The organism is Micromonospora alfalfae (assembly GCF_022230925.1).
GTDB classification, from domain to species: Bacteria; Actinomycetota; Actinomycetes; order Mycobacteriales; family Micromonosporaceae; genus Micromonospora; species Micromonospora alfalfae.
Map to the genome: position 1 here is coordinate 223,011 of NZ_JAKKFH010000011.1, position 13,382 is coordinate 236,392.

Genomic DNA, 13,382 nt, shown 5'->3' on the forward strand with positions numbered 1-13,382 from the left:
ATACAGTATCGGTCAGCCCGGCAATCCACTTCGGCGTCGGGTCGTCCGCCGGGTGACCGCAGGGGGCCTTCGTGATCCGGTTGACCGTCAGCGCGACCGACGTGGTCCTGGCCGTTCGGGGCGACCGGCGCCGACACCCGGTGGGCCCAGCCGATCAACGCACCGCCGACCTGCTCTGGCGGCTGCGCGGCGGCCCCTCCGTGGAGCTGTCGTACGAGGTCGGCGTCGCGCTCGGCCGCCGCTTCCTCGACGCCCCCGGCCCGGTCCTGCGCGCTGAACTCGACCGCCCCGGCCGGCACCGGCTCGGCATCGAGGTCGTCGACGCGAGCCTGGCCGACCTGCCCTGGGAGACCCTGGTGCTGCCCGGCGAGGAAACGCCGCTGGCCCTGCACCCCGACGTCGACGTCTGCCGCACCGGCCCCGACACACCGGCACCCACGGTCCGGGTGGACGGCCCACTGCGGATGCTCGCGGCGATCGCGAGCCCTGACGACTCGACCCACCCGCTGCTGGACCACGAGCGGGAGCTCGGTCGGATCCTCGGCGCTGTGGAACCCGGGCATCGGCACGGGGTGCGGGTGCGCGTCCTGGAGTGGGGCAGCGCCGCAGCGATCCGGGCCGCCCTCGCCGAGGAGCCGTTTCACGTCCTGCACATCTCCAGTCACGCGCGCCCCGGCGCGCTGCTGCTGGAGACCCCCACCGGCACGGAGGACCGCGTGGACGCCGCGCGGTTCCTGGCTGAGGTGCTACCGCCGGGCCGGACCGTGCCGATGATCGTGCTGGCCGGCTGCTCCACCGCCCGGCCGGATCAACGGGAGCTGCCCGGGCTGGCCGGCGCGCTGCTGACCCACGGCGCGCCGGCGGTGCTGGCGATGAATGGGACGGTCAGCGACTGGTACACCATCGAGTTCTGCGCTCGGCTCTACGAGCGATTGGCCGCCCGCAGCGAACCGGAGTTGTTGGCGGAGGTCTCCGCCGTACGCCGCGAGCTGGCCCCGACCGCCGCCGAGTGGTGGATGCCGACGCTGTTCCTGACCGACCCCGGGCTGCGGTTGGCCGGCGGACGGGACGACGCTGCCGTCGCCGCGCCGCCCGGCCGGTCGCTCGTCGGGGACGGTGTGGTGCGCGCACCCACGGACTTCGTGGGCCGCCGGGAGATCCTGCGCCGGCTGTCCCGGGAAAAGCTGCGGGTTCTCGTCCACGGCATCGGCGGCATCGGCAAGACGAGTCTCGCCGCGGAACTCGCACGGCGGTTCCGCGACGCGGGTGGCATCGTCGTGGCGACCCACGGCGACGGCACCGTCGACGGGATCCTCGACGAGCTGCGCCGCCAGGTGCAGAGCCGGTGCGCCGCAGCGACCCCGGACGACCCGCTGCGGCGATGGCTCATCGCCCTCGCCGAGCCGGGCCAGGACTGGCGGCGACGGTGGGACGCGATCGGCACCGACGGCCCGCCGCTTCTGCTCGTCCTCGACAACGCCGAGGACGCGCTGGACGCCGAGCACCTGTTGGCCGACGCGGATCTGGCCGCGTTCCTCGCCGCCTGGGCGTCCCGCCACGAGCTGGTGGTGACCAGCCGGCACCCGTTCCCGGTCGCCGGTCTGGAAACCTGTCACCTCGGTCCGCTCTCCTGGCAGGAGACCCGCAAGCTGCTCTGGCGGCTGCCAGGCGTGGGCCAGCTGGCGCCGGCGGAACAGCAACGGATGTGGCACCGGCTGGGTGGTCACCCGCGCGCGCTGGAATACCTCGACGGCCTGCTGCGCGGCGGCAGCGCCCGATCCGACGAGGTGGCCGGCCGACTGGCCGCGGCCGGCGGTGGCCGGGACGCCGGGCCGGACGGGGTCGGCACGCCGCTGGCCGAGGCCGGCGCGCTGGCCGCCGAGGATGTGCTGCTGCCCCGGCTGCTCGCCCGCCTGGAGGCCGTCCCGGCGGCACGTCGGTTGCTGCTCGGCGCGGCCGTGTACCGCACCCCGGCGGACCGGACCGGCCTCGCCTGGCAGCTCGCCGACCCGGCGGACGGCGACGACCTACCACCGGCACCGGCGGGGCTGGACGAGTCGGTCGAGACGCTGTCACAGCTGGGGCTGCTCGCCCCGGTGACCGGGGGCCACCTGGTGCACCGGTGGACGGCGGCGAGCCTGCTGCGGATCGCCGGCCGCGACGCGGTGGTCGACGCGCACCGCCGGGCGGGCCGTTACTGGGGCTGGCGGGCCCGGTCCAGCACCGACCAGCACGACTTCATCCGCCGAGCCGTCGAGGCGCGGTACCACCACCTGGCCGCGGGCGACACCGACGAGGTCGTCACCTACTCCGAGCTGGCCTGCCAGGAGTTGCACACGGCCGGGCACTGGGCCTGGGAGGAGAAGATCTGGCGCGAGCTACTGCCGATGGCGCCCCCGGGCTCGGCACGCCGGGCGAGCTTCCTGAAGGGACTCGGCGACGTGCACCTCAGCCGTGGCGAGTACCCGCAGGCGACGGAGCGCTACGAGGCGGCGCTTGCCGTCTACCGGGATCTCGGCGACGACAGCGGGGTCGGCAAACTCCTGCACCAGTTGGGCCTGGTCGCCGACAACCGGGGCGACCGGGCGACAGCGGACCGGCTGTTCCAGGAGGCGTTGACGATCCTGAGCCGGCTCGACGACCGCTCGGCGGTATCCCGGACCCTGCACCAGCTCGCCGGGATCGCCCGTGGCAACGGCGACGGCGAACTGGCCATGTCGCGTTACCTGGAGGAACTGGCGATCGCCCGGGAACTCGACGACCTGGACGGGATCGCGGCGAGCCACCACCAGATCGGCGTACTCGCCTTCGAGGCCCGGGACTTCGTGAAGGCGGAGCAGTGCATCCAGGTGGCGATCACCACCTACGGACGGTTGGGCGCCCGGGTCCGGCAGGGCAGCGGGCTGGTGATGCTCGGGCGGATCGCGCTCGCCCAGTTCGCGTACGAGACCGCCGAGGAGCGGGTCCGTGCCGCCCTGAAGATCTTCGAGGAGGTCGGCAGCAACGGTCACATCGCGGAGTGCTCGCTGCTGCTCGGTCACCTCTCCCGCGACCTCGACGACCTCGAATTCGCCGAGAGCTGCTTCGCCAGCGCCCGGACGATCGTCGCGGCCCTCGGCGAGGACCGGCTGCTGCGCCGCTGCGACGAACTGCTCGGCGGCGTCCGAACTGTCCTCGGCCGGGCTGCCGAGGCGGTGCCGAACACGGTGAACGCGATCGGCGGGGACGACGAGCCGCCGCTCCAGGCGGCCCTGGAATGGCTGGCCGTGCAGCGCCTGGAGCTGGGCCCGCAAGCCTTCTCCGCGGTACTGGCCCGGCACCTCGACCCGCGGCAGGCGGCGCAGCGGGCCGAGTGGGTCGAGGCGTACCTGCGGTTCCGGTTCGACGCCTCCCACCCGACGCCGCTCGGCAGTGGGTACGTCCTGCTCGCCATCGCCGCCGCCCAGGCGGGTGAGTTCGGCACCGCCCGGATGTGCCTGCTGCGGGCGTTGCCGATCTGTGCCGCCGCTGGTTATCAGGCGGGGGTCGCCAAGTGCCACGAGGACCTCGGCATGGTGGCGCTGGAGACCCGCCGGCTGGCCGAGGCCCGGTCCCGCTACGAGCAGGCGCTGGAGGTCTACCGGGTGCTGCGCCACGAGCCCAACCAGGCCATCGTCCTGCACCAGCTCGGCCGGGTCTGCGAGGAGCAGGAGGATCTCGTCGGCGCGGATGGGTTCTACCGCCGCTCCATCGCCATCAAGAAGCGGCTCGGGAACCTGTCGGGCGTCTCCAACAGCACCTTCCACCTCGGCCGGGTGGCCGGTCTGCGCGGCGACCGGGCCCTGGCCGAGCGGTGCTACCGGGACTGCCTGCGGATCGACAGCGAGCAGGGCAACTGGGAGGAGGTGGCGCTCGATCAGGTGGCGATCGGGCAGCTGCGCGTCGAGCAGGGCCACCCCGCGGAGGGCATCCCGCTGATCGTCGAGGCACTGAACATCGACCGGCAGATCGGGTCGACGAACACCGCGCTCGACCTCAACGCGCTGCGCGAACTGCGGGCCCGGCTCGGCGACGACGAGTTCACTGCCATCCTCACCGACGCCTTCGGCCCGGCCCGCGCGGTCGAGGTGCTCGACCTGATCGCGGTGCTACCGGCCGCGGCCGAGCCGACCTGACCCACCCGGGCACCCGTACACTCGGCTGATGGCGAACCGCCCGCGGCAGCGGGGTCGATAGACCGATGAGGGCGTCGACCGCAGACACCGTGATCTTCGATTTCGACGGCGTACTGCTGCGCGGGGACGCATTCGGTCTGTTCCTGCGGCGCACTGCTTTCGCGGGTGCCCGGCTGCCGCTCGCCGTCGCCGTGCTCGTTCTCCTCGCGCCGGTCGCCACCGTTCCCGCCCTCCGTCCGTGGGCGGCGCGGTGGGTGAGCCGGATCGGCTTGTGGGGCCGGGACGCGGACGGGTTGCGGGCAGAGCTGGAACGCTTCGGCGCGGACCTCGGTGCGGAGCCAGGGCGGATGATCGCGCCCGGTCTGCGGATGATCCGTACCCACCTCGCCGCCGGCGACCGGGTCATCGTGGTGACCGCGTGCGAGCACACCCTGGCGCGCGCCGTGCTCGACGCGATCGGCCTCGCCGGGGTCGAGCTGGTGGCCTCGCACATTCGCGGGCCGAGGCTGATAGTGCACAACCACGGTGCGACCAAGATGGCGCAGCTCGCCGGCCAGGGGGTGACGCCACCATGGCGGGTGGCCTACAGCGACTCGCTGTCGGATCTGCCCATCCTCGGCGCCGCCGAACAGCCGGTGCTGGTCAACGCGAACGCGCGTCAGGTCGCCCGGGCGCGCCGGTTGCTCGGCGCCCGGCTGACCACCGTCACCTGGTCGGGTGGCCAGGGCCCGGAGGTCCCCCGATGAGAGGCCGCTACGACAACCTGACCCGCACCCGTGCTCTCGACCCGGAGCGCGACTACCTGGTCATCTACCAGACCATGCTGCGCTACGAGTTTCCGTGGGACATGAAGCTCGGGCTCAACCTCGCCTTCAACCGGTCGTTCTCCATCCCCGCCATCGCCGCCGTACACACCGCCACGGGCGAGCTGACCGAACGCACCCAGAAGCGGATCGACGACACCGGCCTGCTGATGTACGAAATGGTGCTCAACGGCTTCGACCAGCCTCGGGGCCGCGACGCGTTGCGGCGCGTCAACCAGATCCACAGTCGGTACGACATCAGCAACGACGACTTCCGCTACGTCCTCGGCTGCCTGGTGGTGATCCCCACCCGGTGGTTGCAGGAGTACGGCTGGCGCCCGCCCTGCTGCCACGAACGGCACGCCACATACCTGTTCTACCGGGAGCTCGGTCGACGGATGGGCATCACCGACATCCCCGGGTCGTACGACGAGTTCGAGACCTGGTTCGACGCACACGACGCGGCTCACCTGCGGCCCAACGACGACGCGGCGGCCATCGAACGCGCCACCCGCATGCTGATGCTCACCCGGATCCCCCGGATGCTCGCCCCGCTGGGAAACGCGCTGGTCAGTGCCCTGTACGACGCGCCGCTGCGGCGCGCGACGCGGGTCGACACGCCAGCCTGGCCGGTCCGGGCGGGGTTGCACCTGGCCCTGCGGACGCGCTCGCGGTTGCAGCGGTGGTTCGGGGCACCACTGACGACCGCGTTGTTCGCCGACGGGATCACGGCCAAGAGCTACCCCGACGGGTACGAGATCAGCCAGCTCGGCCCCCACCACGACGGTGTGCGCGAGTAGCTCGTCGGTGCTGCTCGCGTCGTCGGCTCGGACGCGCGCCGCCCGCTAGCAGGACGAACGAACGTCAAGGACGACCGGGGCGCTCTGCGTGACAGCGCCGTCGGTGACCCGGAGCTGGGGGACGTACCGCCCGGGCGCGACGCCGCTCAGCCGGAACGCGGCCAGGATCTGAACGACGTGCCCGTCCCCGGAACCGGGTAGGGCGGTCAACGGGCTGTACACCTCGACGCCGACCGGCATGCCCGTGTAGTCAGCGGTGATCGGTGCCGACCACGTACCGTCGAGCACGACGAAGAAGTACAGAGCGCGCGGGTCGTCGGGGGTTGCGCAGAGCCGCTGCGGCAGGTCGACGAGGGTCCAGGTCGACGGGGTGTGCGTGGTTGTCGTGCCGGGCGCCGCCGAGCCGGGCGTGCCGCCGGAGAGGGCGAGCAGTGTTGTCGCCACCACGGCGACAGCGATCCGTGATGCCGTGTGAGTGAACTTCACAATCGACTCCTCAGGTCTGCGCGGCGGGAACTGGCGAGCGCCGCACGACGCCGGCGGGACACGCCGAACGACGACCCGCTGACCCGCGGAACAGCGGTGCCGACCGCCGATCCGGCAGCCCGCCTCGACGGGAGGCTAGCCCGGTAGGTGGTCGTTGACCAGTGCTACAGCCGCATTTCAGAGGTTTCTGAAACACGCTTGACATTGACGCCCGTCTCTGCCACCGCATTCAGGGTCAACAACGCCTGACGACTCAGGCCCCGCTCGATCCGACCCGACTGGACGTATTGGCACGCCAGGCGGGGACGGAATGGGCACCGGGAACCGGGCCGCGAGTGGAGCCGGCCCGCCGAACGTCCGTTGGGACGGCGACGGACCGGTTCTCAGCGGACGTCGGTGGTGGTCCAGCGTGGAGAGGCGTTGGTGACCGCGACGGTGTCACCAACCAGCGTGGTCAGCGCCTGGGTGTCCCGCCGCGCGCTGGTGCCGACCCAGAGCTCGATGTCTCCGGGCTCCACGACGCGGGTGAACGTGCGGTCGGAGAAGGCCAGCCGGGTGGTGGGCACCGTCAGCTCGACAGTGACGGACTGGCCCGGTTCCAGGTGGACCCGCCGGTAGCCGAGCAGCTGCGCCACCGGCCGGGTCACCGAGGCGACCACGTCACGACCGTAGAGCTGGACCACGTCGTCGCCAGCGACCGCGCCGGTGTTCGTCACCCGCACCGTCACCCCTACCGCCCCGCTGGTCGGCGCCGTGCTGGGCACTGTGAGCTCGCTGTACGCGAATGTCGTGTAGGACAGGCCGTGGCCGAACGGCGCCACGGGCGTCGCCGGCAGGTTGGTCACCTCGTTGCCCGCACCGAGGGTGGGGTGCAGATAGGAGTACGGCTGCGCGCCGGCCGAGCGGGGCAGGCTGACCGGCAGCCGACCCGACGGGTTGACCCGCCCGGAGAGCACCCCCGCTATCGCCCCGGCACCCTCCTCGCCCGGGAAGAACGCCTGCACCACCGCCGCGCAGCGCGAGAGCGCCCAGCCGATCGCGTACGGCCGGCCGGTGAGCAGCACGAGGACGACAGGTGTGCCGGTCGCCAGCACCGCCTCGACCAGTTCACGTTGGACGCCTGGCAACTCCAGGTCGTCCCGGTCGCAGCCTTCGCCGACAGTGCCGCGTCCGAAGAGACCGGCGTGGTCGCCGACGACCAGCACGGCAACGTCCGCGTCGGAGGCCGTGGCCACCGCCTCGTCGAAGCCGGACCGGTCGTCGTCGTTCACGTCGCAGCCGCGTGCCCAGGTGACGAGATCGTCGCCGTGCTCGGCCCGCACGGCGTCGAGAACGGTCGGCACCTCGATGCCGGTCTCCACACCGGGGTGCTGGACCAGGACGTGGTTGAGGAATGAGTAGCACCCGAAGAGCGCGCTCTGCCGGTCGGCGTTCGGGCCGATGACTGCAACCCGTCGCCCGGCGGGCAGCGGCAGCGCGTCCCGGTTGGCGACCAGCACGATCGATTCCTCGGCGAGCCGGCGGGCGATCGACCGGTGCTCGGGCGAGTCGAGGTCGATCGACTGGGGCGGCTCGTCGCTGAAGGTCGCGTCGAGCAGACCCAGGTCCTGCTTCTGGCGCAGCACCCGCAGCACCGCGCGGTCGATGAGCGCCTCGTCGAGCTTGCCCGCCCGCACCGACTCCCCCAGGGTCAGATAGGCGTCGCCGGTCGGCAGTTCGACGTCGAGCCCGGCGGTCAACGCCTGCCCGGCCGCGTCCGCGTGATCGCTCGCCACGTGGTGCAGCAGGTTCAGGAACGCCACACCGTAGTAGTCGGCCACCACGGTGCCGTCGAAGCCCCACTGGTCACGCAGGATGCCGGTCAGCATCGTCGGGTCGGCGGCGACCGGCACCCCGTCGATCTCGGTGTACGAGTGCATGACACTGCGGGCGTCGCCGTCGATGATCGCCATCTCGAACGGGAGGAGCAGCACGTCGGCCAGTTCCCGGGGGCCGACGTGCACCGGGGCGAAGTTGCGCCCGGCGCGCGAGGCGGAGTAGCCGGCGAAGTGCTTGAGGGTGGCGTGCACCCCCTGCGACTGCAGACCGCGCACGTACGACGTGCCGATGGTGCCGACCAGGTACGGGTCTTCGGCGATGCACTCGTCCACCCGACCCCAGCGGGGGTCGCGGATCACGTCGAGCACCGGCGAGAGCCCCTGGTGCACGCCCAGGGCCCGCATCGAGGCGCCGATCGCCTCGGCCATCTCGGTGACCAGTTCGGGGTCGAACGCGGCACCCCAGGCCAGCGGGGTGGGGAACGTGGCCGCCTTCCACGCGGACAGCCCGGTGAGGCACTCCTCGTGGACGATCGCCGGAATGCCGAGCCGGGTGCCGGTGACCAGGTCCCGCTGGAACTTCCACAACCAGGACGCGCGTTGCGCCGCATCCAACGGGCGGGTCCCGTAGGCGCGGGTGAGGTGACCGAGCCCGTGCCGGGAGAATTCTTCGAGCTTGAAGGCGTCGCCGAACTCCCCCTGCAACGGTGCGACCGCCTCGCCGTCCTCCTTCTCCCAGAAGCCGACGAGCTGGGCGATCTTCTCCTCGATCGTCATCCGGCCGAGGAGGTCGCGTACGCGGGCCTCGCCGTCATGCCCGTCCGGTCGTCCGTGCTCCGGACCTGCCTGAGCCGGCACCGGCTCGCCCACCACCGCGTGGACCTCAGTCATGCTGTGCCTTCCTCTGGTTGTGCTCGTGCCGCTGCCGCTCAGCCCTTTACCGCGCCCTGCAGGCCGCCGACGATCTGCTTCTCCGCGAGCGTGAAGAAGAGCAGTGCCGGCAGCATCGCCAGCGAGGTGAAGGCGAGTACGCCTGCCGTGTCGGTGGTGTACTGGCTGGAGAAGTTCTGCACGCCCAGCGGCAGGGTGTGCAGGTTGACGTCGCTGAGGACGAGCAGCGGCAGCAGGAACGAGTTCCAGCTCGCCACGAACGCCAGGACGCCAACGGTGACGAGCGCGGGCCGCGACAGCGGCATCGCGACGCGCCAGAGGAAGCCGAGCCGACTCGCACCGTCGATGGCGGCGGCGTCCTCCAACTCTCTCGGGATGGCCGAGAGGAAGGGACGCAGGATCACGATCGTCAGTGGCAGTGAGAAGGCGACCTGCGGCAGGATCACCGCGTAGTAGGAGTTGATCAGATTCAGGTCACGCAGCATGAGGTAGAGCGGCAGGATCGCCGCCCCGGCCGGAAACAGCAGACCGAGGGTGAAGAAGGTGTAGAGCCCTTCCCGCCCGCGGAAGCGGTAGCGGGCGAGCACGAACGCGGCGGCCAGTCCGAGCACGACCACTGCCAGCGTGGTTCCCAGGGCGATGACCGCGCTGTTGAACGCCTGTTGCCAGAAATTGCTCTGGGTCAGCACCCTGGCGTAGTTGTCCCAGACGAACGGGTCGGGCAGGCCGGCCGGGTCCGCGACGATCTGCGGGGTGGTGCGGAACCCGCCGATGACCACGTAGATGACCGGGGCGATCGACACCGCCGCGATCGCGAGGGCGAGCGCGTAGGTGAGCGGCGTGCCCCAGGAAACCTGACGGCGTCCGCTGGACGGGGGGAGAACCGAGTTCACGGCCATCGTCACTTCGCCCTTCCGGTGATGGCGCCCTCGATGTCGCGGCGGAGCAGGAACCGCTGGAACAGCAGCGCCGCCACGAAGGAGATGACGAACAGGATTACCGCCACAGCGTTGCCGTAGCCCCACAGCCGGGCGAAGAACCCGTTGTCCACCATGTATGTCGCCATGGTTGCTGATGCGCCGAGGGAACGCACCGCGGGCACCGAGGTCACCCAGATCATGTCGAAGATCTGCAGCGAGCCGATCATGGACAGGAACATCCAGATCCGGATCGTCGGGCCGAGCAGCGGGATCGTGACGTGCCGTTGGATCTGCCACCAGCTCGCGCCGTCGATGGCCGCCGCCTCGGTCAGCTCATCGGGCACGTTGGACAGTCCGGCGAGGAGCAGGATGATGGCGAAACCGACGTACTTCCAGGTGAGGATGGCCAGCAGGGTCCAGATGACCACATCCAGGTCCGCCAGCCAGGCCTGCACCAGGCCGCCCATTCCCAGGGACCGCAGCAGCGCGTCGACGGTGCCTTCGCCGGTCAGCAGCAGCTTCCACATGATGCCGACGGTGACCTCGGCCAGCACGTACGGCACGAACACCAGCAGGCGGAACACGGCCCGCCCACGGAAGCGACGGTTGAGCAGCAGGGCGACGCCGAGGGCGATCGGGCCCTGGATCAGCAGCGACCCGAAAACGATGATCGCGTTGTTGCGCAACGCGTCGAGGAAGATCGGATCCTGGAAGGCGAGGGTGTAGTTCCGCAGACCGACGAACTCGGTGGGAGGGCCGACCCCGCGCCACCGGAACAGGCTGTAGTAGACAGCGAAGCCCATCGGCACCAGCACGAACATCACGTAGATCAGAACGGCCGGCGTGGTGAGCCCGATGATCTCGTACCACTTGCGGCGGTTGTCGGCTCGGCGGGCGGACTCGCGCCCGGCCTTGTGGGGGCCCGCCGGCGGCGCGGAAGCGCCACCGGCGGGCATACGGATCTGGTTGGCGGAGGTCACTTGCTTGCGGCCGCCTTCATTGCCGAGACGACCTTCTCAGGCGTCCCGTTGCCGGCGAAGATGGCGACGATCGCGTCGTTCATCGCGTTGCCGACGGTGCTGCCGTAAGCCGTGTCCAGCCAGAGCTGCACGTAGCTCGCGCCGGAGGTGGCATCCAGGATGGACTTCAGCGCGGGGTCCTTCACGGCGTCCGCCGCACCCTTGGCGACGGGCAGGCCGGTGCCGGTCTCGGCGTAGCCCTTCTGCACCTCGGGGCTCACGATGTACTTGAGGAACTCGACGCACTCGGCCGGGGCGTTCTTGGCGCAGGAGAACCCGTCGCCACCGCCGAGAGCCGCCTTCGGGTCGCCCGGGGAACCGGCGATCGCCGGCACCGGGAACCAGCCGAGGAACGACGCGAGCTTCGCCTTGTCAGTGGTGACGGTGTCCAGCGTGCCGCGGTTCCAGTCACCCATGAGCTCCATCGCGGCCTTGCCGTTGGCGAGCATGCCGTTGGCGCTGGTCGGGTCGTTCTGGCCCGGCGTGGCGATGAAGTTGGGCTGGAACGGCTTGGTGTCGATGAACGCCTTCAGGTCCTGGCCGGCCTTCACGAAGCACGGATCGTCGAAGTTCTTCTCCGCCGATGCCTTCTTGAGGGCGTCGACCGAGCAGGCTCGCAGCGCCATGTTGTACCACCAGTGCGCGGCCGGCCACTTGTCACCGGCGCCCACGGCGATCGGAATGACGTTGGTCGCCTTGAGCTTGGTGACCGCGGTGTTGAGCTCTTCGAAGGTGGTCGGCGGAGCCGAGATGCCCGCCGCGGCGAACATGTCCTTGTTGTACCAGATGCCCTCGATGCCCATCCGGAACGGCAGGCCGTACTGCTTGCCCTTGACCTGCCAGATCTCCGCGGCGCTGCCGATGTTGCCGACCTCGGTCTTGACCTGGTCGGTGATGTCCTTGAGGTAGTCGGCCTCCACCTGCTCGGTCATCTCGCCGCCGCCCCAGGCCTGGAAGATGTCCGGCGGGTCGCTGCTCAGCAGCGCGGCAGGGAGCCGCGTGCGCTGGAGCTGGTTCGTCTCGATCGCCTCGATCTCGATCTTGACGGTGGGGTGAAGTGCGGAGAAGTCCTTGGCGACCTTCTCCCAGTAGGTCTTGCCGGGCCCGTCCTGCGAGGCGTTGTGCCACCAGCTAAGGGTCACCGGATCCTTGTACAGCTCGCTCTGAGGGGCCGCCTCTTCGCCGCCGCTACAGCCGGCGGTAACAAGAACACTTGTCATTAACAGTGCCAGGACGGCACTCGCACGCCGCTTCGTTGCCATCGATGTCTCCTCGACTAGTCAGTCGCGGTACTCGGCCTGCGGCGAAGTTTTACAGTCATGTAACTTGATGTCAATCGGTATCGATAACGTTTTCGAGTCGGTGGCGACGCACCCGCTGCGGGGCCCTATCATCATCGACGTGGTGTTTCAGCAGCGCGTCAAGATGTCGGATGTGGCACGTACTGCCGGCGTCTCGGTCGCGACAGTGTCGAAGGTCGTCAACGGCCGCTACGGCGTGGCCCAGGCAACCGTGGAGCGCGTCCAGCAGGTCATCCACGAGCTCGGCTACGAGGCGAGCCTGGGGGCGCAGAGCCTGCGCAGCCACCGCACCAACGTGCTCGGCATCCTGGTCGCCGAGTTCGAGCCGTTCTCGACCGAACTGCTCAAGGGGGCGTCGCAGGAGGTCGCCGGGAGCGGATACCAGCTGCTGGCCTACTCCAGCGGGGACGGCGAGGGCGCCGCAGTGGGGTGGGAGCGGCGCTCGCTCGCCCGACTCTCCGGCACCCTCATCGACGGCGCCGTGATCGTCACGCCGACGGTGGTCGAGACCGAACACAGCTTCCACGTCGTGGCCGTCGACCCACACACCGGGCCGTCCGACCTGCCCACCGTCGACTCGGACAACTTCGCCGGCGCCGTGCTGGCGACCAACTACCTGCTGTCCCTCGGCCACACCCGGATCGGGCACATCAGTGGACGCACCGACCTGAAGTCGGCGCAGCTGCGCGAGGCCGGCTTCCGCAGTGCGATGGCCGACGCAGGCGTGCCGGTGGACGAGCGGCTCGTCCGCGTCGGCGGGTTCCGGATCGAGAGCGCCGCCGGCACGGCCGCGGAGCTCCTCGCCCTCACCGACCGGCCGAGCGCGATCTTCGCGGGTAACGACCTCTCCGCGATCTCCACGATGACAGTGGCCCGCGACATGGGCCTGTCGGTGCCCGACGACCTGTCGGTGATCGGCTTCGACAACGTACCGGAGTCGGCGCTGGTCAACCCACCGCTGACGACCATCATGCAGCCGCTGCAACGGATGGGCGCCGAGGCGTTGCGCCTCCTCGTCGACCTGATCGCCGGCGTCGAACGCGACACCCACATCCGGCTCCCCACCGAGCTGGTCATCCGTTCCTCCTGCCGCCCGCTGCCCTGACGCCCGGGGCCAGGCGGCGCAGGGACCCCGATCGTCGCCGTCGCACGTGGGGGCACGCGACAGGGTGGCGGAACGTGAATCTCGCC

9 protein-coding genes are annotated in these 13,382 nt (G+C 70.6%); 4 read left to right on the forward strand and 5 right to left on the reverse strand.

Features of this window, described 5'->3' with window-relative positions; genetic code table 11:
- The first annotated feature begins 71 nt into the window (after positions 1-71).
- The 3 genes from MED01_RS11765 to MED01_RS11775 all read left to right on the forward strand — a co-directional run bounded on the left by MED01_RS11765 (position 72) and on the right by MED01_RS11775 (position 5,757).
- Complete coding sequence (locus MED01_RS11765) at positions 72-4,154, forward strand: tetratricopeptide repeat protein (protein ID WP_238668548.1); 4,083 nt, start codon at positions 72-74, stop codon at positions 4,152-4,154.
- A gap of 65 nt (positions 4,155-4,219) precedes the next feature.
- Complete coding sequence (locus MED01_RS11770; RefSeq protein WP_238668549.1) at positions 4,220-4,900, forward strand: haloacid dehalogenase-like hydrolase; 681 nt, start codon at positions 4,220-4,222, stop codon at positions 4,898-4,900.
- Positions 4,897-5,757: an oxygenase MpaB family protein gene (locus MED01_RS11775; RefSeq protein WP_238668550.1), complete on the forward strand. Its 861-nt coding sequence runs from the start codon at positions 4,897-4,899 to the stop codon at positions 5,755-5,757. Before MED01_RS11770 ends, MED01_RS11775 begins: the two co-directional genes overlap by 4 nt.
- Before the next feature lie 45 nt (positions 5,758-5,802).
- On the opposite strand, the gene MED01_RS11780 is transcribed toward MED01_RS11775, so the two are convergent.
- The 5 genes from MED01_RS11780 to MED01_RS11800 all read right to left on the reverse strand — a co-directional run bounded on the left by MED01_RS11780 (position 5,803) and on the right by MED01_RS11800 (position 12,152).
- Positions 5,803-6,243, reverse strand: a complete 441-nt coding sequence (locus tag MED01_RS11780; RefSeq protein ID WP_238668551.1) for a DUF5980 family protein — start codon at positions 6,241-6,243, stop codon at positions 5,803-5,805.
- A gap of 383 nt (positions 6,244-6,626) precedes the next feature.
- Positions 6,627-8,951 (reverse strand): beta-xylosidase/alpha-l-arabinosidase, encoded by a 2,325-nt coding sequence (locus MED01_RS11785; protein ID WP_238668552.1) that lies wholly within the window; start codon positions 8,949-8,951, stop codon positions 6,627-6,629.
- 38 nt (positions 8,952-8,989) lie between these two features.
- Positions 8,990-9,850: a carbohydrate ABC transporter permease gene (locus MED01_RS11790; RefSeq protein WP_238668553.1), complete on the reverse strand. Its 861-nt coding sequence runs from the start codon at positions 9,848-9,850 to the stop codon at positions 8,990-8,992.
- 2 nt (positions 9,851-9,852) lie between these two features.
- On the reverse strand, positions 9,853-10,851 hold the full coding sequence (locus MED01_RS11795; protein ID WP_238668554.1) for a carbohydrate ABC transporter permease: 999 nt from the start codon (positions 10,849-10,851) through the stop codon (positions 9,853-9,855).
- Positions 10,848-12,152, reverse strand: a complete 1,305-nt coding sequence (locus tag MED01_RS11800) for an ABC transporter substrate-binding protein (protein WP_238668555.1) — start codon at positions 12,150-12,152, stop codon at positions 10,848-10,850. The genes MED01_RS11795 and MED01_RS11800 overlap by 4 nt, the downstream gene beginning before the upstream one ends.
- Positions 12,153-12,291: 139 nt before the next feature.
- Here MED01_RS11800 and MED01_RS11805 point away from each other — a divergent pair, with 139 nt between their 5' ends.
- Positions 12,292-13,296 carry a LacI family DNA-binding transcriptional regulator gene (locus MED01_RS11805; protein WP_238668556.1) on the forward strand — a complete coding sequence of 335 codons (1,005 nt, stop codon included), beginning with the start codon at positions 12,292-12,294 and terminating at the stop codon, positions 13,294-13,296.
- Positions 13,297-13,382: the final 86 nt, after the last annotated feature.

Bases quoted from the DNA above. Each gene is read 5' to 3' on its own strand.
- MED01_RS11785 (WP_238668552.1), bottom strand. From the start codon at position 8,951: ATGACTGAGGTCCACGCGGTGGTGGGCGAGCCGGTGCCGGCTCAGGCA.
- MED01_RS11800 (WP_238668555.1), bottom strand. From the start codon at position 12,152: ATGGCAACGAAGCGGCGTGCGAGTGCCGTCCTGGCACTGTTAATGACA.
- MED01_RS11775 (WP_238668550.1), top strand. From the start codon at position 4,897: ATGAGAGGCCGCTACGACAACCTGACCCGCACCCGTGCTCTCGACCCG.
- MED01_RS11790 (WP_238668553.1), bottom strand. From the start codon at position 9,850: ATGGCCGTGAACTCGGTTCTCCCCCCGTCCAGCGGACGCCGTCAGGTT.
- MED01_RS11770 (WP_238668549.1), top strand. From the start codon at position 4,220: ATGAGGGCGTCGACCGCAGACACCGTGATCTTCGATTTCGACGGCGTA.